General features: G+C 51.1%; 21 protein-coding genes, 1 tRNA gene and 2 pseudogenes. 16 read left to right on the top strand and 8 right to left on the bottom strand.

What is annotated here, in order from left to right:
* Positions 1-94: 94 nt before the first annotated feature.
* Positions 95-487, bottom strand: a complete 393-nt coding sequence (locus tag AL479_RS18160) for a VOC family protein (RefSeq protein WP_061077076.1) — start codon at positions 485-487, stop codon at positions 95-97.
* A 288-nt stretch (positions 488-775) separates the two neighbouring features.
* Between AL479_RS18160 and AL479_RS18155 the strand changes: the two genes are divergently transcribed.
* Positions 776-1300, top strand: a complete 525-nt coding sequence (locus tag AL479_RS18155) for a YbaK/EbsC family protein (RefSeq protein WP_071887717.1) — start codon at positions 776-778, stop codon at positions 1298-1300.
* On the opposite strand, the gene AL479_RS18150 is transcribed toward AL479_RS18155, so the two are convergent.
* Positions 1292-2128, bottom strand: coding sequence for a PhzF family phenazine biosynthesis protein (locus tag AL479_RS18150; RefSeq protein WP_061077074.1), 837 nt, complete (start codon positions 2126-2128; stop codon positions 1292-1294). The two genes, AL479_RS18155 and AL479_RS18150, sit on opposite strands and share 9 nt — an antisense overlap.
* Before the next feature lie 236 nt (positions 2129-2364).
* Here AL479_RS18150 and AL479_RS18145 point away from each other — a divergent pair, with 236 nt between their 5' ends.
* The 4 genes from AL479_RS18145 to AL479_RS18130 all read left to right on the top strand — a co-directional run bounded on the left by AL479_RS18145 (position 2365) and on the right by AL479_RS18130 (position 7497).
* Positions 2365-3153: an IclR family transcriptional regulator gene (locus tag AL479_RS18145; RefSeq protein ID WP_061077073.1), complete on the top strand. Its 789-nt coding sequence runs from the start codon at positions 2365-2367 to the stop codon at positions 3151-3153.
* Positions 3154-3157: 4 nt separating this feature from the next.
* The gene (locus tag AL479_RS18140) at positions 3158-4063 is read left to right on the top strand and encodes a dihydrodipicolinate synthase family protein (RefSeq protein ID WP_146109679.1); all 906 of its coding nucleotides are present in this window, start codon (positions 3158-3160) and stop codon (positions 4061-4063) included.
* 10 nt (positions 4064-4073) lie between these two features.
* Positions 4074-6053, top strand: coding sequence for a xylonate dehydratase YjhG (yjhG, locus tag AL479_RS18135; protein WP_105291777.1), 1980 nt, complete (start codon positions 4074-4076; stop codon positions 6051-6053).
* Positions 6054-6147: 94 nt separating this feature from the next.
* Positions 6148-7497: a GntP family permease gene (locus AL479_RS18130; protein ID WP_061077071.1), complete on the top strand. Its 1350-nt coding sequence runs from the start codon at positions 6148-6150 to the stop codon at positions 7495-7497.
* 67 nt (positions 7498-7564) lie between these two features.
* Here the strand turns inward: AL479_RS18130 and fos are convergent, their stop codons facing one another.
* Positions 7565-7963, bottom strand: a complete 399-nt coding sequence (fos, locus tag AL479_RS18125) for a fosfomycin resistance glutathione transferase (protein WP_061077070.1) — start codon at positions 7961-7963, stop codon at positions 7565-7567.
* A 668-nt stretch (positions 7964-8631) separates the two neighbouring features.
* Between fos and AL479_RS18120 the strand changes: the two genes are divergently transcribed.
* The 5 genes and pseudogenes from AL479_RS18120 to AL479_RS18100 form a co-directional block, all read left to right on the top strand.
* On the top strand, positions 8632-9642 hold the full coding sequence (locus AL479_RS18120) for a LacI family DNA-binding transcriptional regulator (RefSeq protein ID WP_061077069.1): 1011 nt from the start codon (positions 8632-8634) through the stop codon (positions 9640-9642).
* 141 nt (positions 9643-9783) lie between these two features.
* Complete coding sequence (gene nhaC / locus AL479_RS18115) at positions 9784-11235, top strand: Na+/H+ antiporter NhaC (protein ID WP_061077068.1); 1452 nt, start codon at positions 9784-9786, stop codon at positions 11233-11235.
* Between the two features lie 12 nt (positions 11236-11247).
* Positions 11248-12450, top strand: a complete 1203-nt coding sequence (locus tag AL479_RS18110) for a MalY/PatB family protein (protein WP_061077067.1) — start codon at positions 11248-11250, stop codon at positions 12448-12450.
* Positions 12451-12630: 180 nt separating this feature from the next.
* Positions 12631-13071 carry a GNAT family N-acetyltransferase gene (locus AL479_RS18105; protein ID WP_061077066.1) on the top strand — a complete coding sequence of 147 codons (441 nt, stop codon included), beginning with the start codon at positions 12631-12633 and terminating at the stop codon, positions 13069-13071.
* A gap of 306 nt (positions 13072-13377) precedes the next feature.
* Positions 13378-13557 (top strand): annotated as a pseudogene (locus AL479_RS18100) (hypothetical protein); the annotation flags it as partial.
* Positions 13558-13835: 278 nt separating this feature from the next.
* On the opposite strand, the pseudogene AL479_RS24070 reads toward AL479_RS18100, so the two are convergent.
* From AL479_RS24070 to AL479_RS18090, 3 genes and pseudogenes are all read right to left on the bottom strand, one after another.
* Positions 13836-13916: pseudogene (locus AL479_RS24070) on the bottom strand (terminase); the annotation flags it as partial.
* A gap of 158 nt (positions 13917-14074) precedes the next feature.
* Positions 14075-17080 carry an autotransporter outer membrane beta-barrel domain-containing protein gene (locus AL479_RS18095; RefSeq protein WP_061077064.1) on the bottom strand — a complete coding sequence of 1002 codons (3006 nt, stop codon included), beginning with the start codon at positions 17078-17080 and terminating at the stop codon, positions 14075-14077.
* Positions 17081-18060: 980 nt separating this feature from the next.
* Positions 18061-18148, bottom strand: a tRNA-Ser gene (locus tag AL479_RS18090).
* Positions 18149-18421: 273 nt separating this feature from the next.
* Here AL479_RS18090 and yccA point away from each other — a divergent pair.
* Together yccA and tusE are read left to right on the top strand one after the other, a co-directional pair.
* Positions 18422-19081 carry an FtsH protease modulator YccA gene (yccA, locus tag AL479_RS18085; protein WP_012905355.1) on the top strand — a complete coding sequence of 220 codons (660 nt, stop codon included), beginning with the start codon at positions 18422-18424 and terminating at the stop codon, positions 19079-19081.
* Between the two features lie 89 nt (positions 19082-19170).
* Positions 19171-19500 carry a sulfurtransferase TusE gene (tusE, locus tag AL479_RS18080; RefSeq protein WP_058587880.1) on the top strand — a complete coding sequence of 110 codons (330 nt, stop codon included), beginning with the start codon at positions 19171-19173 and terminating at the stop codon, positions 19498-19500.
* On the opposite strand, the gene yccX is transcribed toward tusE, so the two are convergent.
* Complete coding sequence (yccX, locus tag AL479_RS18075) at positions 19497-19778, bottom strand: acylphosphatase (protein WP_043001149.1); 282 nt, start codon at positions 19776-19778, stop codon at positions 19497-19499. The genes tusE and yccX overlap by 4 nt on opposite strands.
* 94 nt (positions 19779-19872) lie before the next feature.
* On the opposite strand from yccX, the gene rlmI reads away from it, so the two are divergent.
* Positions 19873-21063 carry a 23S rRNA (cytosine(1962)-C(5))-methyltransferase RlmI gene (gene rlmI, locus AL479_RS18070; RefSeq protein WP_061077062.1) on the top strand — a complete coding sequence of 397 codons (1191 nt, stop codon included), beginning with the start codon at positions 19873-19875 and terminating at the stop codon, positions 21061-21063.
* Positions 21064-21120: 57 nt separating this feature from the next.
* Positions 21121-21438: a heat shock protein HspQ gene (gene hspQ, locus AL479_RS18065; RefSeq protein WP_042319966.1), complete on the top strand. Its 318-nt coding sequence runs from the start codon at positions 21121-21123 to the stop codon at positions 21436-21438.
* A gap of 45 nt (positions 21439-21483) precedes the next feature.
* Here hspQ and AL479_RS18060 read toward each other — a convergent pair whose 3' ends face one another.
* Positions 21484-21897, bottom strand: a complete 414-nt coding sequence (locus AL479_RS18060; protein WP_043001151.1) for a CoA-binding protein — start codon at positions 21895-21897, stop codon at positions 21484-21486.
* A gap of 172 nt (positions 21898-22069) precedes the next feature.
* On the opposite strand from AL479_RS18060, the gene AL479_RS18055 reads away from it, so the two are divergent.
* Complete coding sequence (locus AL479_RS18055; RefSeq protein WP_061077061.1) at positions 22070-22732, top strand: DUF2057 family protein; 663 nt, start codon at positions 22070-22072, stop codon at positions 22730-22732.
* A gap of 92 nt (positions 22733-22824) precedes the next feature.
* Complete coding sequence (gene mgsA, locus AL479_RS18050) at positions 22825-23283, top strand: methylglyoxal synthase (RefSeq protein WP_044256300.1); 459 nt, start codon at positions 22825-22827, stop codon at positions 23281-23283.
* Positions 23284-23292 lie beyond the last annotated feature (9 nt).

The raw sequence follows: 23292 nt of genomic DNA, 5'->3' as shown, positions 1-23292 counted from the left end.
AATGTCATTACCTGATACCTGTATAATTAATCGTGTTGTACTAGTTAACTAGTTCGAGAGAGTGAAGTCAACACTTTCGTTGCATAAAATGTGTTCAGCATGCGTTTGCATAGTAGACAAACGCCAGCTTATTGCCGTCGGGGTCTCTCACATAGGCGCTGTGAAAGCCTTGTCCATACTGCGGTCTGTGACCCGGCGCACCTTCATCCGTACCGCCCAGGCGAAGAGCGAGCGCGTGAAGTTGCTGGATATGTTCGACGGATCGAGCATTCAGCGCCACCATCGCGCCATTACCGACGCCTGCGGCCTGGCCATCAAAGGGTTTGCCAACGCACAGTCCGGTGGTGTGGTTTTCACTGAACATCCCCCAAGATGCGCCCTCTTCGCCCCGGCCTGCTTTCGGGTGTCCAAGCAGTTCCATTAACGGATCGTAGAAACCGATCGCACGTGGCAGATCGTTCGTACCCAGCATGATGTAAGAAAACATACTCCCTCCTCTTTTGATGTCGCAGGGATTATCCGCCTGATATCCCCCGCGGGCTTCACCGTCAGGTTATGTGTCGCCTGACTAACATACCGAACGACGGCGGGTCATTAAGCGCGTCAGATCAATAGAATAGACCAATACCATAATGAAGATTGATTGAACTCATATCCCCGGCGATCGCCGTTTTGCTAGTCTCTGCGTATCGCTTTGCCGGTAAGCAGGATGGCAGCGCTGGAATTTTTTGCATTACTGCACCTTTTACCCCCCATTATGTATGGATTAAATAAGATGGATGAGAATGCGGTTCTGACATTGCTCAACGAACTGGGTATACCTTATCGGTATGTTTCACATCCGGAGGTGAAAACGGTCGCCGATCATCTGAGTTTCGCGGCGACGTTTCCGGCGCAGTTGCTCAAAAACCTGTTACTGAAAAACAGCTCGGGTAAACACTTCTACCTGTACATCCTTGATGGCAATCGCAAGGCAGATCTGCGTGAATTAGCGCAGCAACTTGAGGAATCGCGTCTGTCTTTCGCGTCGCCCGGCGAGTTGATGGCAACCTTAGGCGTTGAACCCGGCAGCGTGACGCCTTTTTCTGTCGCCTGTCACAGTAAAAGCAACATTCAGATCATCCTTGACGCCTCCGTTTCTGCCACGCAGCCTCTGGGATTTCATCCTCTGGTTAACACCGCGTCGGTATGTATTTCCCGATCGGATTTATTACGGCTGTTGGCATTTTACGGCTATTTTCCGACAGACATTCAATCTGGTGACATACTCCGGTTTAAGCGTGATGCGCTTTCATCCTGACTGGTGAGTCTTGTAGTGACTGGTATTCAGGACGTTCTGGCGCAACAAGACCTTACCCAGCAGATACGTGGTTGCCTGTCCGCCGATATGAACACGCTCCCCGACACTCTGGCAGCGTAACTCCCCGCCGCGTTCGGCCCCCTGATGCGCCAGCATCTCCGTTTTGTTCAGTTTTTCCGCCCAGTAAGGAATGAGCATGCTATGCGCTGAACCGGTAACGGGGTCTTCCGCTACGGCTTCTCCTGGACAGAAGAAGCGACTGACAAAATCGTATTTCCCTTCACCCGCCGCGGTGACGCAAACCATTTTCCCCAAGGGGAGCATAGCGTGGATATTCGGGCGCAGCGCGTCAACCTGCTGCTGATTATCCAGCACCACCATATAATCACGCCCCACGCGCACGTCTTTGTATTCCGTGATACCCAACGCGTCCAGCAGAAGAGACGGCGGCGTGACGGGCTCGGTTCCCCAGGCAGGAAAATCCAGCGTCAACCATTCACCGCGACGGGCGACAGTCAGCGGGCCAACAAACCGGGTAGCAAAATGGATAATGTCGGCCGGATAATCCAGATGTTCAAAGATGACATGAGCAGCCGCCAGCGTGGCATGCCCACACAGATTGATTTCTCCCTGAGTGGTAAACCAGCGCAACTCAAAACCGTTTTCAGTGGGGACAAAATAGGCCGTTTCTGACTGGTTATGTTGTTTAGACATCTTCAGTAACGTCTCATCAGGTAACCATTCGGTTAGCGGACATACTGCCGCGGCATTACCGCCAAACGTCGTGGTACTGAAGGCATCAACCATGTAAAAATCAATTTGTTGCATCGCGCAAACCTCGAATTGTTCTTTGTGCAATTCACACTCTATCATGCCATAGCGACCAGTCGTCTTTCATTTTCAGGTATTCATATTCAGCGTAATGGCAGTGCGATAATTCTGCTATTCAAACTGCGCACAAGATCACATTTAATCATCGGATTACGGTTCAGCATGTTGAACAAGGCATATTTTCAACTGTGCAATGCCGATACTATTTATTCTAACAGCAGGAGGGAGCCGTTATGGTTCGCAAAGGGTGTAATTCATTAGTCCGCGCCGAAAAAATATTAACCCACATCGCATGGGTAGGCGTGGCGAGTTATATGGAGCTATTAAAAGAATTCCAGTATCCCAAAAGCAGCCTGCTTAATTTACTAAATGTGATGGTGGAGTGCGGCTTCTTAATTAAAAATAAAAACGGCCATTATTCGTTGGGAATAAAGAACTACGAACTGGGTTGTCAGGCGTTGCACCGCCAGAATATCTTTGAAGTGACAAAGCGGCCTATGCAGGAGCTGTCGCTGAAAAGCGGTCTGGTCTGTCACCTGGGGGCGATGGAGCGCTATTCTGCTATCTATCTCGACAAGGTTGAAAGCCCGGAATCAGTGCCAACGAGTAAAAGCTGGATTGGTAAAAAACTGGAATTACACATTACCGCGCTGGGTAAAGCGTTATTAGCCTGGAAAACACGGGAAGAACTGGATTATTTTCTAGATGCGATCACGTTGACGCCACACACGCGCAATACGTTTACCGATAAAAAGTTATTTCTGGAAGAGTTACAAAAAACGCGACTACGGGGATGGGCGATAGACAGCGAAGAATCAACCTATGGCGCGGTATGTTTAAGTATGCCGGTATTCAATATGTATAACCGGGTCAACTATGCGATCTCGCTTTCAGGCGATCCTGTGGTTTATTCAGGAAATAAGATTGACGGTTATCTGGAACTACTCCGCAAATGCGCCGGGCAAATATCTTATGGGCTGGGCTACAGAAACGAAAATGAGTATTTACGAAAAGGAAACTGAGGTAATGAGAAAATTCAGCGGCATTATTCCACCGGTATCCAGCACGTTTCATCGTGACGGAACCATTGATAAAACGGCAATGCGTCAGGTTGCCGACTTCCTGATCAATAAGGGAGTCGACGGGCTGTTTTACCTTGGCACCGGGGGTGAATTTAGCCAGATGAATACCGCCCAGCGAATGGCGTTCACCGAAGAGGCCGTCGCCGTTGTCGACGGTCGGGTTCCGGTCCTAATTGGCGTCGGTTCGCCTTCTACTGATGAAGCGGTCAAACTGGCGCAGCATGCCCAGGCCTGCGGCGCTGACGGCGTTGTCGCTATCAACCCCTACTACTGGAAGGTTGCGCCGCGCAATCTTGACGACTATTACCAGCAGATCGCCCGTAGCGTCACGCTGCCGGTGATCCTGTACAACTTTCCGGATCTGACCGGCCAGGACTTAACCCCGGAGACCGTGAAACGTCTGGCGCTGCAAAATGAGAACATCGTCGGGATCAAAGACACCATCGACAGCGTCGGCCATCTGCGCACGATGATTAACACCGTTAAGTCAGTGCGCCCGTCATTTTCGGTCTTTTGCGGCTACGACGACCATTTACTCAACACCCTGCTGCTGGGCGGCGATGGCGCAATATCCGCCAGCGCGAACTTTGCTCCGGAGCTCTCTGTCGGTATCTACCGCGCCTGGCGCGAGGGCGATCTGGCTACCGCCGCCACCCTGAATCAAAAGCTGCTGCAACTGCCGGCAATTTACGCCCTGGAAACGCCGTTTGTCTCACTGATCAAATACAGCATGCAGTGCGTGGGATTGCCGGTGGAAACGTATTGCTTGCCGCCGATTCTCGACGTGTCAGAAGAAGCCAAAGAAAAAGTCCATGCACTGCTGGTCGCACAGGGAATTTTATCGCTCTGAGGAGAAGATCATGTCTGTTCGCTCTATTTTTGCTGACGAGAGTCACGATATCTACACCGTCAGAACGCACGCCGATGGCCCTGACGGTGAACTGCCGCTGACGGCGGAGATGCTCATCAACCGCCCGAGCGGGGACCTGTTCGGGATGACCATGAATGCCGGAATGGGCTGGTCTCCGGACGAACTGGATCGCGACGGCATTTTACTGCTCAGCACGCTGGGAGGGTTACGCGGGGCTGACGGTAAGCCCATCGCGCTGGCGCTGCACCAGGGTCACTACGAGCTGGATATCCAGATGAAAGCGGCCGCAGAGGTGATCAAAGCGAACCACGCCCTACCCTATGCCGTGTATGTTTCCGATCCGTGCGACGGACGGACTCAGGGTACAACGGGGATGTTTGATTCGCTGCCGTACCGTAATGACGCCTCAATGGTGATGCGCCGCCTGATCCGCTCCCTGCCCGATGCGAAAGCCGTCATTGGCGTAGCGAGCTGTGACAAGGGACTCCCGGCCACCATGATGGCCCTCGCCGCGCAGCATGACAAAGCGACAGTGCTGGTGCCCGGTGGCGCGACGCTGCCCGCGAAGGATGGGGAAGATAACGGCAAAGTGCAGACCATCGGCGCACGCTTCGCCAATGGCGAGTTATCGCTACAGGACGCTCGTCGTGCTGGCTGTAAGGCCTGTGCCTCCTCTGGCGGCGGCTGTCAATTTCTGGGCACCGCCGGGACATCGCAGGTGGTGGCCGAAGGTCTGGGGCTGGCCATCCCGCACTCTGCGCTGGCCCCTTCCGGTGAGCCGGTGTGGCAGGAGATCGCCAGAGCCTCCGCAAGGGCAGCGTTGAACTTGTGTAAACAAGGTATCACTACCCGGGAAATCCTTACCGACAAAGCGATTGAGAATGCGATGACGGTTCATGCGGCGTTTGGCGGCTCAACAAACCTGCTGCTGCACATCCCGGCGATTGCCCATCAGGCAGGCTGCCATGTCCCGACCGTTGACGACTGGATCCGCATCAACAAGCGGGTGCCCCGGCTGGTGAGCGTACTCCCCAATGGTCCGGTTTATCATCCGACGGTCAATGCATTCATGGCGGGCGGTGTGCCGGAAGTGATGTTGCATCTTCGCCGTCTTGGATTGCTGCATGAAGACGTGATGACCGTAACCGGTAGCACACTGAAGGAGAACCTCGACTGGTGGGAACACTCCGAGCGGCGACAGCGGTTCAAACAGCTTCTGCGCGACCAGGAACAGATCGACGCCGACGAGGTGATCATGTCACCGCCACGCGCCCGGGAGCGTGGCCTGACCTCAACAATCACCTTCCCGGTGGGCAATATTGCCCCGGAAGGATCGGTGATCAAATCCACCGCCATCGACCCCTCAGTGATTGATGATCAGGGCATCTATTACCATAAAGGGGTGGCGAAGGTTTATCTGTCCGAGAAAAGCGCAATTTACGACATCAAGCACGACAAGATTAAAGCGGGCGATATTCTGGTCATCATCGGCGTCGGCCCTTCCGGTACCGGAATGGAGGAAACCTACCAGGTTACCAGCGCCCTGAAACATCTGTCTTATGGTAAGCATGTCTCACTGATCACCGATGCGCGTTTCTCAGGCGTTTCTACTGGCGCGTGCATTGGTCATGTGGGGCCGGAAGCCCTGGCTGGGGGGCCAATCAGTAAATTACGCACCGGGGATATTATTGAAATTAAAATTGATTGCCGTGAACTTCAGGGCGAAGTCAATTTCCTCGGAACCCGTAACGATGAAACATTACCTTCACGTGAGGAGGCAACTGCACGATTAAATGCCAGACCCAGTCATCAGGATTTACTTCCTGATCCTGAACTGCCAGACGACACCCGGCTTTGGGCGATGCTTCAGGCAGTAAGCGGCGGAACATGGACGGGCTGTATTTATGATGTGAATAAAATCGGCGCAGCCCTGAGCGATTATATGAATAACCACTTAAAGCAAAAATAAAAATATCCAGACTGCTGAATAATCCGGCTACGCATTATTAATACATTGCGTAGTCGGGCTATGACCGGTCGCTACCCTACAATGAGAGGACGTTATGCCACTAATTATCGTTGTGGCAGGGATTGCTTTACTCCTGCTTTTAACCATTAAAATTAAACTCAATACGTTTGTTTCCTTAATTATTGTCTCGATTGCTGTCGCCATTGCCAGTGGAATGGATCTGAATAAAGTTGTCACGTCGGTCGAATCCGGTCTTGGCGGTACGCTGGGCCATATTGGTTTAATCTTCGGCTTCGGCGTGATGCTCGGTCGCTTACTGGCTGATGCGGGCGGCGCACAGCGAATCGCCCTGACCATGCTGAATTATTTCGGTAAAAAGCGGCTTGACTGGGCGGTGGTCTGTTCAGCCTTTATCGTCGGCATCGCGCTTTTTTTCGAAGTTGGCTTAATTCTTCTGGTGCCTATTTTATTCGCCATTGCCCGTGAAGCGAAAATATCGCCGATGTTTATGTGCGTGCCAATGCTTTCCGGTTTGCTGGTCGCGCACGGTTTTTTACCCCCGCACCCCGGCCCAACCGTTATTGCCCGTGAATATGGCGCGGATGTGGGACTGGTACTGATTTACGGCATTATTGTCGGCATTCCGACCTTTATTCTTTGCGGACCGGTGTTGAATAAATTCTGTCAGCGGATTATTCCTGACGCGTTTAAAAAAGAAGGGAATATTGCCTCCCTCGGCGCGACCCGCCGGTTCAGCGAAAACGAAATGCCGGGCTTTGGCATCAGTTTTCTCACGGCGATGCTGCCAGTGATCCTGATGGCGGTCGTCACAATTATCCAGATGACCCATGCCAAAAACGCCGCGGAGTCAGGCACGTTTTATAACGTATTACTGTTCTTAGGCAACTCGACAATCGCAATGCTGATTTCACTGTTGTTCGCGATTTATACCATGGGTCTGGGCCGCGGGAAGACAATCCCTGAACTGATGGATTCCTGTGGGAAAGCCATTGCGGGTATTGCCGGGCTGCTGCTGATTATCGGCGGTGGCGGCGCATTCAAGCAGGTTCTCATCGATTCTGGCGTGGGTCAGTACATTTCCACCCTGGTTTCAGGCATGGATATTAATCCGATCCTGATGGCCTGGGGCGTTGCCGCGTTCCTGCGTATTTGTCTGGGTTCCGCCACCGTTGCGGCGATTTCCACCGCCGGGCTGGTTATTCCGCTGCTGGCGGTGCATCCCAGTACTAACCTGGCGTTGATTACGCTGGCCACCGGCGCGGGCTCCTGTATCTGCTCTCACGTCAACGACGCCAGCTTCTGGATGATTAAAGACTTCTTCGGTCTGACCACAAAAGAGACGCTGTTGTCCTGGACGCTGATGTCAACGCTGCTATCCCTGTGCGGATTGCTGTTCATCCTGCTCGCCAGCATTATTTTATAAGTGCGCCTTCGCCAGTGGATCGCCTTGTCGGTTCACTGGCTCCCCTACTTCACTCATTTTGCGGGTATCAGAAAAACACCATGCCTTCATAAGGATGTTTCATGCACGCGTGAAGACGGCTGGTTAAATCGCCATCATGGATTTCCAGCTTGTGTCCATCAGGATCTAAAAAATAGAAAGACTTTCCTTCGCTCTTATTGATTTTCCATTCGGTAACACCCAGCAATTTTAGTTTCTCAACAAACGCATCGAAATCATCGTCCTGAACACTGAATGCGTAGTGGGTGTAATCGTCCCGGCGGGTAACGACATCCGCAGAAAGGCATAACCACAGACTGCCTAAACTCAGGTAAGCGCCATGGGCCCATTTAGCCTTAAGGGTAAACCCAAGCGTATTAACGTAAAAATCAACGCTTCTTGCAACATCACTGACGGCGAGGGTGATGTGGTTCAGCCCATTCAGCATACTTGAGTCTCTTTAACAGGGTGCGGGAATGTCAAACTACCATAAGCCTACTGAAACGCGCAGCATGCGTGACCGGAAAACAGAGAACCGGTTACGCTCAGGCTTTGCTCTTTTTTTGATCGGAGACGATGACAAGGGCTATCCCGGCTAACACCACCAGCGTACAAAGCAAGATTCTCATATCCGGCAACTCCCCGAGAAACACGATCCCGCCTCCCGCTGCAATACAGGGGACGCTCAGTTGCAAGGTGCTGGCAGTGGCTGAGGACAGGCCAGCAACGCGACTGCCCCACCGAGTAATCTCAACATGCTGAACGTCTCGGGGTCGGAATACCCGTTCTTTAAGGCAATACGACAGAGGATAGAATTGGCTGCAAACGCAGTTAATACAAAGGTAACCAGCAACAGCTTTTTCATACTCCTCCGCATGAGGTATAAGCTAACGCCCACTTTTGACGCCCAGCAGGACTGGACTTCAGGTCTGTGGCGTGCAACGTTTTCTGTTCACAGCATAGTCTGACAACATGTCCGTATTCCAGTCAGGGATCCTGGCGGCGGCGTCTGAGGCTTCTATCTCATGATGTTAGCGCGCAAATGTTGTGCCGGTTGAAAGTATAATGACGAGCAACAGGTAAAAGACTTAACCATCTAAAAATTAAGGTGACGTTATGGCAACGATAAAGGATGTTGCACAGTTAGCGGGCGTGTCAACCGCGACCGTTTCACGTGTCATTAATCAAACCGCATGGGTTGAACCCGTGACGCGTGAACGTGTTGAAAAAGCCATGCGAGAACTGAATTATCGTCGCAATGCCGCCGCGATTGCGCTGGCAAAGCGGAGCGGTGACATGCTCGGGTTATTGACTGGCAATCTTGCCGATCCCTTTTTTGCCCGGCTTGCGCGCGGCGTCGAGGAAGTCTCACGCGCCGAACGATTCCGTTTGATGGTCTGCAGCGGCGGTCACGACGAAGGAATGGAAAAAGCCGGGCTTGATTTTCTGATCAACCAGGGCTGTGAGGCGATTGTGGTACATGCGAGCCGATTGCCTGAAAAGGAGCTGCTGCGCTATGCGGCCCATTTGCCTGCTATGGTGGTTGTAAACCGCTATATTGCCGGTATGGCCAATCGCTGCGTATGGCTGGAAAATTGTCACGCGGCGAAAACGGCAACGCGTCATCTGCTGGAACAAGGGCACCGGTGTATTGCCTGTGTGACAAGTGATTTACCGATTATCGATCGCCACGAGCGGCTGGAAGGATATCGCCAGGCGTTAGCTGAATATGGCATTACGCCAGAAAAAAGCTGGGTGATTAGCGTACCTTTTAATGAAGAAGGAGGTGAACGCGCAGCACACCAGCTTCTTAACAGCGCGATTCCTTTCACCGCCGCGGTGACATTCAATGATGTCATGGCCGCCGGCATCATGCGCATCCTCCATCAGAAAGGCATTGCGCTACCGCAGCAACTTTCCATCGTAGGATTTGATGATGTGGTGATGGCACGTTACCTCTTTCCGGCACTGACTACGATGCATTATCCGGTTGAACGAATGGCGCGTCGGGCTTCTCAACTGGCAATACAACTCTTTAAGGGAATGACGCAGCAGCCGGGTATGAATAACTTTGCTGCTGAACTGGTTATCCGTGATTCCGTTATTTCACCCCATCGCAATGACTGAATGGTCAAGTCTCTGAATCGTGATCTACTTCAAATTTACCACTCTCATGTAATCGCTTACATGAGGGCGAACGAGCGATCACAGTCAGGTAAATGGGTGTTCATCTACTCTTGAGCGACCTTACAGACTGGAGATTCATCTATGAATGCCTCTCAAAAAAACAAAAAAACGCTCTCATTCGGACTGGCGCTGCTCCCTATTTTAGCCATGCTACTGCTGCTAATTATTGGCTACGGCATCATGGGGTTGCGCATTGAGCCGTTGTTGCTCTGCTCTGCTGCCGTCGCCGCCGGACTGGCCTGGTGGCAGGGGTATAGCTGGGAAGACATCATCAGCTCGGTAGTGGATAAACTCGCGAAAGCGATGCCGGTCATCATGATTTTGATCTGCGTGGGCGCCTTGATTGGTACATGGATGTTCAGCGGCACGATTCCTTACATGGTGTACTGGGGACTCAAACTCATCAGCCCCGAATACATTCTCATCGCCGCCTTCTTCCTGACCAGTGTCGTATCGGTATGTACCGGTACATCATGGGGTTCAGCAGGCACCGTTGGGGTTGCGTTGATGGGGGTTGCCGCTGGACTGGATGTATCCCTGGCGGCAGCGGCGGGCGCGGTTGTTTCAGGGGCCTACTTTGGGGACAAGATATCACCGCTGTCAGACTCAACCAACTTTGCGGCAATTGTCGCAGATACCACCCTTTTCGAGCATATTCAGCATTTATTATGGACCACTATCCCGAGCTTTCTGCTTGCTGCCGTGGTTTATCTTATTGCGGGCCACAGTACGATGCTGGGCGAGGTCGCAACGCCCCAGCGGGTCACCGATATTGTCAACGCCCTGGAGTCGCTGTACCACTTTAATATCGTTCTGATTTTGCCTCCTGTCATTGTGTTATGGGGAGCTATCCGCAAGAAGCCAGTGATCCCGTTAATGTTGAGTGCCTGCGTGTTAGCTCTGATTCTGGGCGTCGTTATGCAGGGGCTCAGCATCAAGCAAGGGCTGGATGCCTTTATTGATGGATTCAACATCACTATGTTCCCGCAAGGTAGCGAAGGCATCATTGCTGATGTTCCGCGCCTGCTTAACCGTGGGGGGATGTTCTCAATGATGGGCACTATCCTTCTGGTATTTTGCGCGTTCTCTTTCGCTGGTGCCTTAACGTTGACGGGTGCACTCAACATTATTATTAACCGCTTACTGACGGTCATTCACAGTGTTGGCCAGTTAATTGCGGCAACCATTGGTACCACGATTCTGGTGACCGGCGCGACAAGCGACGGAAAGCTGGCACTTCTGGTTCCTGCTGAATTGTTTAAGGACGCGTACCGTCGGATGGGACTGGATACCAAAAATCTCTCCCGTACCATTGAAGATGCGGGAACCGTCATTGAACCGCTGTTACCGTGGACCTCTGCCGGTGTCTATATGGCAACAACATTAGGAGTGAGTACGCTGGATTTACTGCCCTGGGCCGTCCAGTGCTATGCCGCTATCTTCTTTGCCTTATTTTTTGGTTTCACTGGTATCGGTATTGCGAAAACATCCGCAGTCACAGGAAAAGAACAGAATTTAACGGCAGCAGAATAGGAAGGGAATTCGATGGATTTTAATAAGATTATTGATCGCCACAACACGGGTTCTGTGAAATGGGACTTTATGACACGGTATTTTGGCGAGGGAGCACATGAACTGCTGCCGATGTGGGTGTCTGATTTTGACTTTACCTGCCCGGACGCTGTTCAGGAGGCCTTAATTCACCGCGTTAAGCACGGTGTTTTCGGTTACAGCGAACGACCGCAAGCTTACTTTGATTCATTAATCGCATGGTTCTCAACCCGACATCGGCTGGAGATAGCGCAAGAGTGGATATGCAGCGTTGAAGGTGTCGTTCCGGGGCTATCGCTACTGGTTCAAATGCTGAGCCAACCCGGTGAAGGGGTGGTGGTCCAGGGGCCCTGGTATGGATCGTTTGCAAAAATCATAACCCTCAACGGCAGGCGGTTACTGGAAAATCCCTTGCATGAGGACTTCGCTACGGGTTACCAGATGGATTTAGTTCATCTGGAAATGCTATTCCGTACTGAACGCCCGCCATTAATGATTTTATGTAATCCGCATAACCCAACCGGTCGTTGTTGGTCGGCACAAGAACTGGAACAGCTCCTCACCTTGTGCGAGGAATATAATGTTACATTGGTGTCCGACGAAATATGGGCCGATTTGCTACTTCCGGGAGAACAATTTACTTCCGTCCTGCACCTGGGAGAACGCTGGCATTCACGCGTCATCTCTGCCACTTCCGCCAGTAAGACCTTTGGGTTGTCGACATTGCGTATTGCAAACTTTCTGATCCCGGCGACGGCATTGCGTGAACACTTTTTGCGCCGTCTGGATGCGCATGGGCTGGATGTATTCAATGCGCTCTCCATCGAGGCGAGTACGGCAGCGTGGCAACATGGTGCTCCGTGGCTGGATGAGCTACTCGATTATCTGGCAGAAAATCGCCGCTGGTTTATCAAACAGGTCGATGAGTCTCTCCCCTGGGCTCGGGTTGCCCCTTCCCAGGCCACGTATCTGTTATGGGTTGATTGCAAGGCGCTGGGACTGGATGACGAACAACTCAAATGGGTAATGGCTGACGTTGCGGGTATTGCACCTTCAATGGGAAATAGTTTCGGCCCGATGGGCAATGGTTTTATCCGCCTGAATCTCGGATGCCCACGCGTTTACCTTGAAAAAGCGCTGGAAGGATTGAAACGTATTGCATTTCCCCCGACAAAGACATTTCATTCCATCCGTTAGTTGAAAATGATAACGCGCTTACGCTGAATGAACCTGTTAAGGTTTAAACAAAAAACGTGCTGTCATTACACAAACGCATCTTTTGGGATGCGTTTGTGTAGGGCTTAACACTATGGATCTACACATACCGGTAAGAACAGAGAGCATCATCACTATTTTTTTATACATGGAGCGCGACTTATGAGCATCAGTATACGACCCGCTCAAGTTTCTGATGTCGAAACTATTTTCGACGTCAGAACTTCAGTTACCGAGAATCATCTTAGCCGCGAAGAATTGCGGCTTCGGGGGATCACCGAGGACGTCGTGGCCGATATGATTCAAAAAAGTTGTTGCACATGGGTGGCGACTGAAAACGGAAAAATTATCGGTTTCTCCATGATTTTGCCAGATGAAGGCTGTCTTTTTGCCGTCTTCGTGCACCCGGAGCATGAAGGTAAAGGCACAGGCCGCAGGCTTGTTAAGATTGCTGAGCAGGAGTTATTCAAACACCATACGGTAGTCTGGCTGGAAACTGACAAAAATAGTCGGGCGGCGAAATTTTACGTTCAACTCGGCTGGGGAAATGGGACGAACATTAATGATACCGACATCAAATTTGAAAAACGTCGTAGCGTTTAATCAAACGCCAGTGTTTATCCATGTCCGCTCCCGTCACCAGGCGGGCAGGTCATGAAGCGGACTTTTCCGCTTCCCCCTACTTATCACTCGGGCGCCAGAAACCATTAAAATCGTCGACGAGCGATACTCTCCTGAGCTTCAGGCCCGCAAAGACCGTTAAGACTTAAGCAAGTTTGACTTTAATCAACCACCGAAACCATTCAACAGGACTATTATTCGCGGCTTTATTTTTTCAAAACAATAAAAGTCGCCCTCCACATACTGTGGGTAACGGGTCAGAGTTCAGACACTAAAGATTAGGTAATGATGATGTTTAAGAAGCAATTAGCGGTGATGGTTTTGGCAATGGCAACCGTGCTCCCCGCGCACGCAATTAGCGCGCACTATCGCGAGCAGTTGGATCGCTCAGGATGCAATATGGTTACGGACTCAAACGGTACTTGCGATATCCATAAAACAAAGGCGCAAAACGCTAAAGCAGCACAAACACCAGCAATGCAGGAGCGCGCAAAAATCGCTGCGATGCTGGAAGATTCTGTCATCGGCCAAAGCACCGACGACGCCTATGCTGCGCTTGAGAAAAGCGGATTCCAGAACCCGGAACCGTTGCAGTGGACCAAGGGGAAATACGAGGTATTCCTTGATGTTAATCCGCGCGGTACGGTCCAGGCCGCCACGTTGCGCTAATTCACAGTAAGCAGCCACGCGCAGGGACTGGTTTTATCCCCTTTCGTTTTCAGCCAGTCCTTGACGCCCTGACTCTATGCAGTAAACGGGCGGTACGCTGTCCAGATATGAAAAGTAACACTTTTCGGTGGTTCTGTTTCGTTCACGTCGGATGAATAACCGCCTTCGGGGTTTTCCGGTGTCAGAAAAGACTCAATAAATGATCCTGAAGCCTGTTGAAGAGATATTCATTGATGACTCGTATGGTACAAACGGTGAATACAATACCAATGAACATTGTTCACCTATATTGTATTCACTCGATTTTATTAAGACATCAGAATGCCAGTTTGATACCTAACATTGCAGACGTGTCACTGTAGCCTTTATCACCGATCTGCTGACCGATGTTACCCCACAGGGCAACGTTCTTCGTCAACTGACCTTCAACACCGGCTTTCAGTTCGCCAATATTGCGGGTACCCTTCAGATTCACGTTTTCACCGTTCATTGCGACGCCAAAGTCTTTGGTGTTGTGGATCCAGTTGGCTTCCACAAACGGCTGGAAGGTGCGGTCTTTACCGTCATCCAGTTTGTTGTGGCCCTTGCCGAACAGACGCACACCGACGCGGGTCTGGATGTTGCCATCACCGTTACCTTCCACGCGGGTACCGTTAACTTCTTTGTGCTCATCGGCCTTCACGCCCATCCAGGTGACCTGGGCTTTGGGCTGGATGTACAGCGCGTTGCGCTCGCTGAGTTCGGCCAGTTTCCAGGTGTAGCCGGATTCAACAGACGCGGTGAAACCTTTAGAATCATACTCTTCAGATTCGACACCACGGCCAGACACGGTGTTATCAAACCAGCTGTACTGCGCCCAGGTATCGACATACGCGCCTTCGTGCGTCGCATTGTCCTGCAGCCAGGTGCCGTACAGGCCGACGCTGTAACCGCTGACGCGGCTGTCGGCACGGTTACCGTTACGCTGGTTTTCGGCGCGCGCTTTCTGGTTCGCATAACCGGCCATCAGACCCAGATGATAGCGGTCGGCGTTGCCCGAAGACCACTGCGCGAGATCGCCACCGAGCTGCATGACATAGCGGTTGGCCTGCATATCCAGTTGACCGCTGCTGTCTTTCTGACGGGTATGACCGCCCACATTACGCAGCCACATGCTGGTGACGGCGTCTTCGCCGGTCAGCGCGTCAACGTAATGCGTTTCACCCAGGCGATCCTGCAAACGGGTATTGAACAGCGTGTTCGCCGCCTGCAGGTTCATGCCATACAGGCCTGCTTCCGGACGCACCGCGTGCTCTCTCGGTTGAGTGGGTTTCTGTGGTACGACAGGGCCAACCGGATCGGTCGGAGAAACCGGGGAAACCGGGACAACGGGCTCCTCAGGCGGTTCCGGAGACAGCGCGCTGCTCAGATACCAGTTCTTCTCGTTCGGGCCTTCGCCACGCTGCAAAGTATAGTCATACGCACCTGCCACAATACGTCCACTTTGCGTGAATACACCGTCAGAATTTCCACCTACGCTAATCAACTCGATACCGTCAGTGGTGACGCCACCAGCACCACCCGCATTCAGCACTTTCACGTTGGTGGTACCAGAGGTGTTGCCAGCAACAATCAGGCGATCGGTCGGCGAGGCATCGTCACCCAGTTGGGTGTTCATCACGAGATTACCGTTAGTACCGCGGAAATCACCGTCTACCGTCAGAGTTTTGAAGGTATCTGCATCACGCACCAGCTTGCGCGTCTCCGTCGCTGGCGGCATAAAGGTCAGCGTGGAACCGTTCAGTGTCAGGTTAGTTATGTTGGAATCACCTACCATATCCCACTTGCTGTTGCTGCCATTTAACGCGAGGTTGATGGTGCCGGTGCTTTCCGTGGCCGTATCGCCATAGATATAGGAGTTATCACCGGAAACAATATTGATGGCATGACCTTCACGGGAATACATTTTGCCAAAGGCAACCAGTTTGTTGTTGTTAACAATGTTGGTAGAGCCGCTACCCCCCAAGGAGGAACCGTAAATGGAATAGAGCGTATCAGCAACGGAATCATAAGAAAGCTGGCTGCCCAGCGTCACATTCCCTTTAAAGCGATCGTTTGAGCCATACTGGCTCAGTAAATAGACCGTTTTACCGCCTTCTGACTGGACATTAAGATTGTTAATCTCAGTATCTGTTGTGGCCCCGGTAGCGCTACTGCTGGAATAACCTGTTAACGTCGCAGCATTGCCTCCGGACACTTTTACGCGGGCATCACCGATACGGTATTTAGCAGAACCCAGCACATCACTGTTGCCGAGTTGAATACCCGTAGCAGTGTAATTACCTGATACATCGATGGTAAGGTTATTAACGGAAAGGTCGGTGGTTCCCTTCTGGCTGTAGCTGACTAAACCCGAAACAGATTGATGATCTGCGGCGCTACCATGGCTAATAGCCTTAATGTTAAGTTCATTAAACTTAACATTATTGGTCAGGTATTCAGGAATATCATCGTCACCGCGGCCAACAAAATGATAAATGGTATCCAGCAGTTCAATGCCTCTGATACTTCCTATAGCATTGTCCATATCCAGCGTCGTTTTGCCTGAGAACGTCGCTTCATTGCCAGTAATATCAATCCCTTCCAGATAACCATTGGTAGCGTTAACCGCCTTAATATTAACATTACCAGTAAAGTTTGACTCTTTACCGTCTAATTGTAACGAGGCGTGGTGCCCCCGTCTGGAAAGGGGATCTGTATCAATATAAGAAATATTGACATTTTCTGCATTGATAATAGCGTCACCACTGGTCTCAATGTTCCCAGTCTTAATGGTTGTCGTTCCTTTTAGATCTGCACGTGCACTTCCGATAAGAGAAATGGCGCTAACAAGATCGCTATCATCAACGTGGGTTTGCTCTTCGTTAATGGTCAGGTTTTCAGCCTTCAGCACCCCTGTCCCCGACAGATAAATCGCATTACCTCTATAATTACCATTCGTTAAATAATCGAACATGTAATTAATCGTGAAATTTTTACCGAGATCGACTGTACCGGCTGTTGCCTTTACAAAATAACCCGGGTTATAAAATAGAGAATCATCCGGATAGGCTCCGGCGCTGGTTATGGTCGTGTTATCTCCCATCTTCACCAGCCCATCACTCACACTGACGTTGATATATGATACATCGCTACCCGTCGCCAGGTTGACGGTACGATTATCCGATGCGGTTGAATTACTAATAGTAACGCTGTCTGCTCCTGCTGCAGCGGTAAATACGGCAGAGGACAAAATCGCGCTAACAAACAATGCTATTTTATTTGGTTTAAAAGACGTACTCATATGATACGCTCCTTGTTTATCCATGGATATTAAATAAAAATGATTCCATTACGTTTCCGTACAAAATCCCTCATAGGGTCGGGTTCAACCAGCAAAAAGAAAGGTGTTGCCAGGACCAAAACCACACTTAACACAAGTGCGTTTTTGCATTAAGTGAAATAACGATATGAGGTATTCATATGTATAAATTCATATCTTTGAACTTATGTTACTCAGAACCAATCCAGATCATTTCAAATTTATACAAACACAAAAGTAACGCACGGACTATATTTTCTATTCTTTGAGGGAGTATATCAAATGAAATAATTTTAAAAGCTCAGTAAGCGCTCTATTATAACCATGCGCAATATGCAGTACATCACATTGTTTTTTAACATATTTTTATTATTTAAACTTCTTTAAGATATTTTTTAAAATTCTTAAATGAATGCTTTAAACAATTCATCAAAATAAAACCAAAAATAAAAATATAAATTCAGAGATGTAAATGCCAGGCATTTTTATATTGTCTTTGCATAGACACAAATTGAATATTGTAATTTAAATCATAACCACTAAAGAGCATGTTTTTTATAAGGCTATTTTCATACCTTACTAATTTCCAGATTGCGGCGAAGTTATTGCTTTCGTTTCAACGGTCGTTCGCCACGACGTGCTCCAGAGAATCTTCTGAAGATGCGTCATTGCGTCAAGGACATCGATATTTCCAGCGATTGCTGCATTCGTGGTATGAAAAACAACGCACGCCTGCGTGCTGCGACTAAATTAGCACTTAGCACAATGACGTTTTATCCAACTTTTAGGATAGTAAAGCAAAAGCCATTTCAGATTATGAGGGAAGCGCAGAGAGGAGTCGTTTTCAATGTTCATAACACTGAGAAGCAAGATGAGTAGATACGATTGACGGGCGAATACCAACACTATACCAACAGCCAAAAAAACAAAGGGGTTACCTTTCGGTAACCCCTTGTTTAATCTGGCGGAAGCGCAGAGATTCGAACTCTGGAACCCTTTCGGGTCGCCGGTTTTCAAGACCGGTGCCTTCAACCGCTCGGCCACACTTCCGGAATGAGGCGCACTATAAACATCCCGATGCGCCGTGTAAAGCCCGAATGTGTTCGTTTGCCTGAAAAACAGTCAAAATGCTGTTAATAGCCTGAAATAACAACAGATTGACCATTTATTCAGCACACACTCACGCTTTATCAGCCATTCACTGTCATCCACGATGAAACCTGATTTAGATCAAATGAGTAAAGATGGGTAAAAGCGCTGTGTCGCCGTCTGTGTTTTCATTATCCTCCATCATTAATTACATCTGTCATAAGAGAGTGACTCATGGATCGTATTGTTAGTTCATCACATGACCGTACATCGCTACTCAGCACGCACAAAGTGCTGCGCAATACCTATTTTCTGCTGAGCCTGACGCTGGCGTTTTCGGCGATCACCGCTACCGCCAGCACCGTGCTGATGCTGCCCTCTCCGGGTCTGATTCTGACGCTGGTGGGGATGTACGGACTGATGTTCCTGACCTATAAAACGGCGAACAAGCCAAGCGGTATTATTTCCGCGTTTGCCTTCACCGGCTTCCTCGGTTACATCCTTGGGCCGATTCTGAACGCTTATCTGTCCGCAGGAATGGGCGACGTGATCGGTATGGCGCTGGGCGGTACTGCGCTGGTGTTCTTCTGCTGCTCCGCCTACGTGCTGACCACTCGCAAAGACATGTCCTTCCTCGGCGGCATGCTGATGGCCGGTATTGTGGTGGTGCTGATTGGTATGGTTGCTAACATCTTCCTGCAACTGCCGGCACTGCACCTGGCGATCAGCGCGGTGTTTATTCTGATTTCTTCAGGCGCAATCCTGTTTGAAACCAGCAACATCATCCGTGGCGGTGAGACCAACTATATCCGCGCAACGGTTAGCCTCTACGTTTCGCTGTACAACATCTTTGTCAGCCTGCTCAGCATTCTGGGCTTCGCCAGCCGCGATTAACGGCCACAAAGCATGACACCCGGCCCCGCTTATGCGGGGCTTTGTTTTTTGGTAAACTGCCGCCAGGTTGTCTAACGCAGTGAAGAATTATGTTGATCTTTGAAGGTAAAGAAATCGCTACCGACGCCGACGGCTATCTGAAAGAGAGCGCGCAGTGGAGCGAAGCGATGGCGGTGGTCATTGCTGAAAACGAGGGAATTACCCTCTCCCCGGAACACTGGGAAGTGGTGCGTTTTGTGCGCGACTTTTATCTGGAGTTTAATACTTCGCCTGCGATTCGGATGCTGGTCAAGGCGATGGCAAATAAGTTTGGCGAGGAGAAAGGCAACAGCCGTTATCTGTATCGTCTGTTCCCGAAAGGTCCGGCAAAACAGGCCACCAAAATTGCTGGCCTGCCGAAACCGGTGAAGTGTATTTAATAACGAATACTAAAACCGGTAAACGCCTCTCGAGGACGGTGCGGCTCACTCAGGACTCTGTCTACCCGGGCAGAACGCGGGCCGCCGTCCTTGAGCCACTTCAGTAATTTGTCGACCTGTTCCGCTTCGCCGCTGGCAACAACCTCCACGCTGCCATCATCCCTGTTCCTTGCGTAACCGGTTAAGCTCAGGCGCCGTGCCTCCTGCTGCGTGGTATAGCGAAATCCCACCCCCTGAACCCGGCCATAAACCCACGCGATAATGCAGACTCTCGACATTGTTATTCTCCTTCACATCCTCGGGCGCGTTGCAAATCCGGGTAAAACTCAGGACAATGGCGCCCATTTCTTTGATTCGACAGAACCGTTAATTATGAGTGTACGTTTAGTGTTAGCCAAAGGGCGCGAAAAATCATTACTTCGCCGCCATCCGTGGGTCTTTTCTGGTGCTGTTGCCCGTATGGAAGGTAAAGCCAACCTCGGTGAAACCATCGACATTGTTGACCATCAGGGTAAATGGTTAGCCCGTGGCGCCTTTTCCCCGGCGTCGCAAATCCGCGCACGCGTCTGGACCTTCGACAAGAACGAGTCTGTCGATATCGCCTTCTTCACCCGCCGTCTGCAACAGGCGCAGCAATGGCGCGACTGGCTGGCAAAAAAAGATGGTCTGGACAGCTATCGTTTGATCGCCGGAGAATCCGACGGCTTGCCGGGCGTGACCATCGACCGCTTCGGTCATTTCCTGGTGCTGCAACTGCTCAGCGCCGGCGCGGAATATCAGCGTGCCGCATTGATTAGCGTGCTGCAAGCGCTCTACCCGGAATGTGCGATTTATGACCGTAGCGATGTCGCGGTACGTAAAAAAGAGGGGATGGAACTGACGCAAGGCCCGGTCACCGGTGAGATCCCCCCTGCACTGCTGCCGATTGAAGAGCATGGTATGAAACTGCTGGTGGATATCCAGGGCGGTCATAAAACCGGTTATTACCTCGATCAGCGTGATAGCCGTCTGGCGACGCGTCGTTATGTCGAAAACCAGCGGGTGCTCAATTGTTTCTCCTACACCGGAGGTTTTGCCGTTTCTGCGCTGATGGGCGGTTGCCGTCAGGTGATCAGCGTCGATACCTCCCAGGAAGCGCTGGATATTGCGAAACAGAACGTTGAACTCAACAAACTCGATCTCAGCAAGGCGGAATTTGTCCGTGACGATGTCTTTAAACTGTTACGAACCTATCGCGATCGTGGCGAGAAGTTTGATGTCATCGTGATGGATCCGCCGAAGTTTGTCGAAAACAAAAGCCAGTTGATGGGGGCATGTCGGGGTTACAAGGATATCAACATGCTGGCGATCCAGTTGCTGAATCCGGGCGGCGTGCTGCTGACGTTCTCCTGTTCCGGCCTGATGACAACAGATTTATTTCAGAAAATCATCGCCGATGCCGCAATTGATGCGGGGCGTGATGTACAATTTATAGAGCAGTTCCGTCAGGCCGCCGATCATCCCGTGATCGCTACCTACCCGGAAGGGCTGTATCTCAAAGGGTTTGCCTGTCGCGTCATGTAACTTGAAAAGTGGAATTTTACCCTCATATCGAGAGTAATGATTTCCCGGGAGGTGACTATGATTGCCAGCAAATTCGGTATCGGCCAGCAGGTCCGCCATTCCCTGTTAGGATATCTCGGAGTGGTCGTGGATATCGACCCGGTCTATTCGCTTGCAGAGCCGTCGCCTGATGAGTTGGCGGTCAACGACGAGCTTCGCGCCGCTCCGTGGTATCACGTGGTGATGGAAGATGATGACGGTCGTCCCGTGCATACCTATCTTGCCGAAGCGCAGCTAAGCAGCGAAACGCAGGACGAGCATCCTGAACAGCCTTCGATGGATGAGCTTGCTCAGACCATCCGTAAACAGTTGCAGGCCCCTCGCCTGCGTAACTGATCCTTACCAGGGCCCGATGGCACATTGCTTCTCGGGCCCGTCAACTTACTTCGTTAGCCCCAGTCGTGGGATCTCAATCGCCGGGCAGCGATCCATCACTACCATCAATCCCGCTTCGCGCGCCAGCACCGCGGCCTGCTCATTAATCACGCCCAATTGCATCCACAGCGTTTTCGCGCCAATCGCAATCGCTTCCTGAGCGACGCCCCATGCCGCTTCTGAATTACGAAACACATCCACCATATCCACTTTTTCCGGCACGTCCGCCAGCGTCGCGTAGCCCTGCTGCCCTAACAAGGTTTTACCGGCAACCTTCGGGGAAACCGGAATCACATGATAGCCCTGATCGAGTAAATACTTCATTACGCGGTAGCTTGGACGGTCAGGTTTATCGCTTGCGCCAACCAATGCAATGGTGCGGGTCGAGGTCAAAATGCCAGCAATATCGGTCTCTTTCATCATCATTCTCCAGGCTGTTTTGTAAAGTGTACGACAATCCTGACAACCCAACCATGCGTCCCACCCGGAAGTATGAGAGCAAAACGCTAAAATATGTCTATATGTTAGTAAACATGATTCTCGAAAAATTTTGATACATTCTTACCCGGCGGTCTTTGGACAGGAGAACCCTATGAAAACCGGCACTGTGACCCTGATGATAGCCCTCTGCTTGCCGGTCACGGTTTTCGCTACCACGCTTCGTCTTTCAACCGACATTGACCTGCTGGTGCTGGACGGCAAAAAGGTCTCCAGTTCGCTCCTGCGCGGTGCGGACAGCATTGAGCTCGATAATGGGCCTCATCAACTTGTTTTTCGGGTTGAGAAGACTATCCGCCTCCCCAGCCATGTAGAACAGCTCTACATTTCCCCGCCGCTGGTGATCAGTTTTGACACTCAGCGCGTGGAGCAGGTTAATTTTCACCTTCCGCGCCTGGAAAGCGACCGCGAAGCCAGCCATTTTGATGTGGCTCCGCGGCTGGAATTACTGGATGGCGACGCGATGCCGATCCCGGTACAACTGGATATCCTCGCCATTACCTCAAAAACTAAAACCATTGATTTTGAGGCAGAAACGGAGCGCTACAATAAATCGGCAAAACGAGCGTCCCTGCCCCAGTTCGCTACGATGATGGCCGACGACAGCACCCTGCTTTCGGGGGTCTCAGAACTGGATACCATTCCGCCGCAATCTCAGACGCTCACAGAGCAGCGCCTGAAGTACTGGTTTCGCCAGGCGGACCCGCAAACCCGCAATAGCTTTTTGCAATGGGCGGAGAAACAACCCTCGTCCTGAAGTTTTGTTCCGTCCGGCTTTTTTTTCGTCTTTCTCTTGCAGCATCAGGCACATTCAGTACTCTGTAGCAAAGCCCACAATGGAACTGAATGATGGAACTGACGACTCGCACTTTGCCGGCGCGTAAGCACATTGCGCTGGTTGCACACGATCACTGCAAAAAAATGTTGATGAGCTGGGTAGAACGCCACCAGCCGTTGCTGGAAAAACATGTACTCTACGCCACCGGGACGACCGGAAATCTGATTCAACGCGCGACGGGTATGGACGTTAACGCCATGCTGAGCGGTCCGATGGGCGGCGATCAGCAGGTTGGCGCGTTGATTTCTGAAGGGAAAATTGATGTGCTGATTTTCTTCTGGGATCCACTTAACGCGGTTCCGCACGACCCGGATGTAAAAGCGTTGCTGCGTCTGGCGACCGTCTGGAATATCCCTGTCGCCACCAACGTCGCCACGGCGGATTTCATCATCCAGTCGCCACACTTCAATGATGCCGTCGACGTGCTCATTCCGGACTATCCGCGTTATCTGGCTGAACGCCTCAAGTAATCCCGCGCA

Source organism: Citrobacter amalonaticus (assembly GCF_001559075.2).
Classification (GTDB): Bacteria; Pseudomonadota; Gammaproteobacteria; order Enterobacterales; family Enterobacteriaceae; genus Citrobacter_A; species Citrobacter_A amalonaticus_F.
The sequence above is the reverse complement of the archived record's forward strand: the minus strand, read 5'-3'. Positions and strand labels throughout refer to the sequence as shown.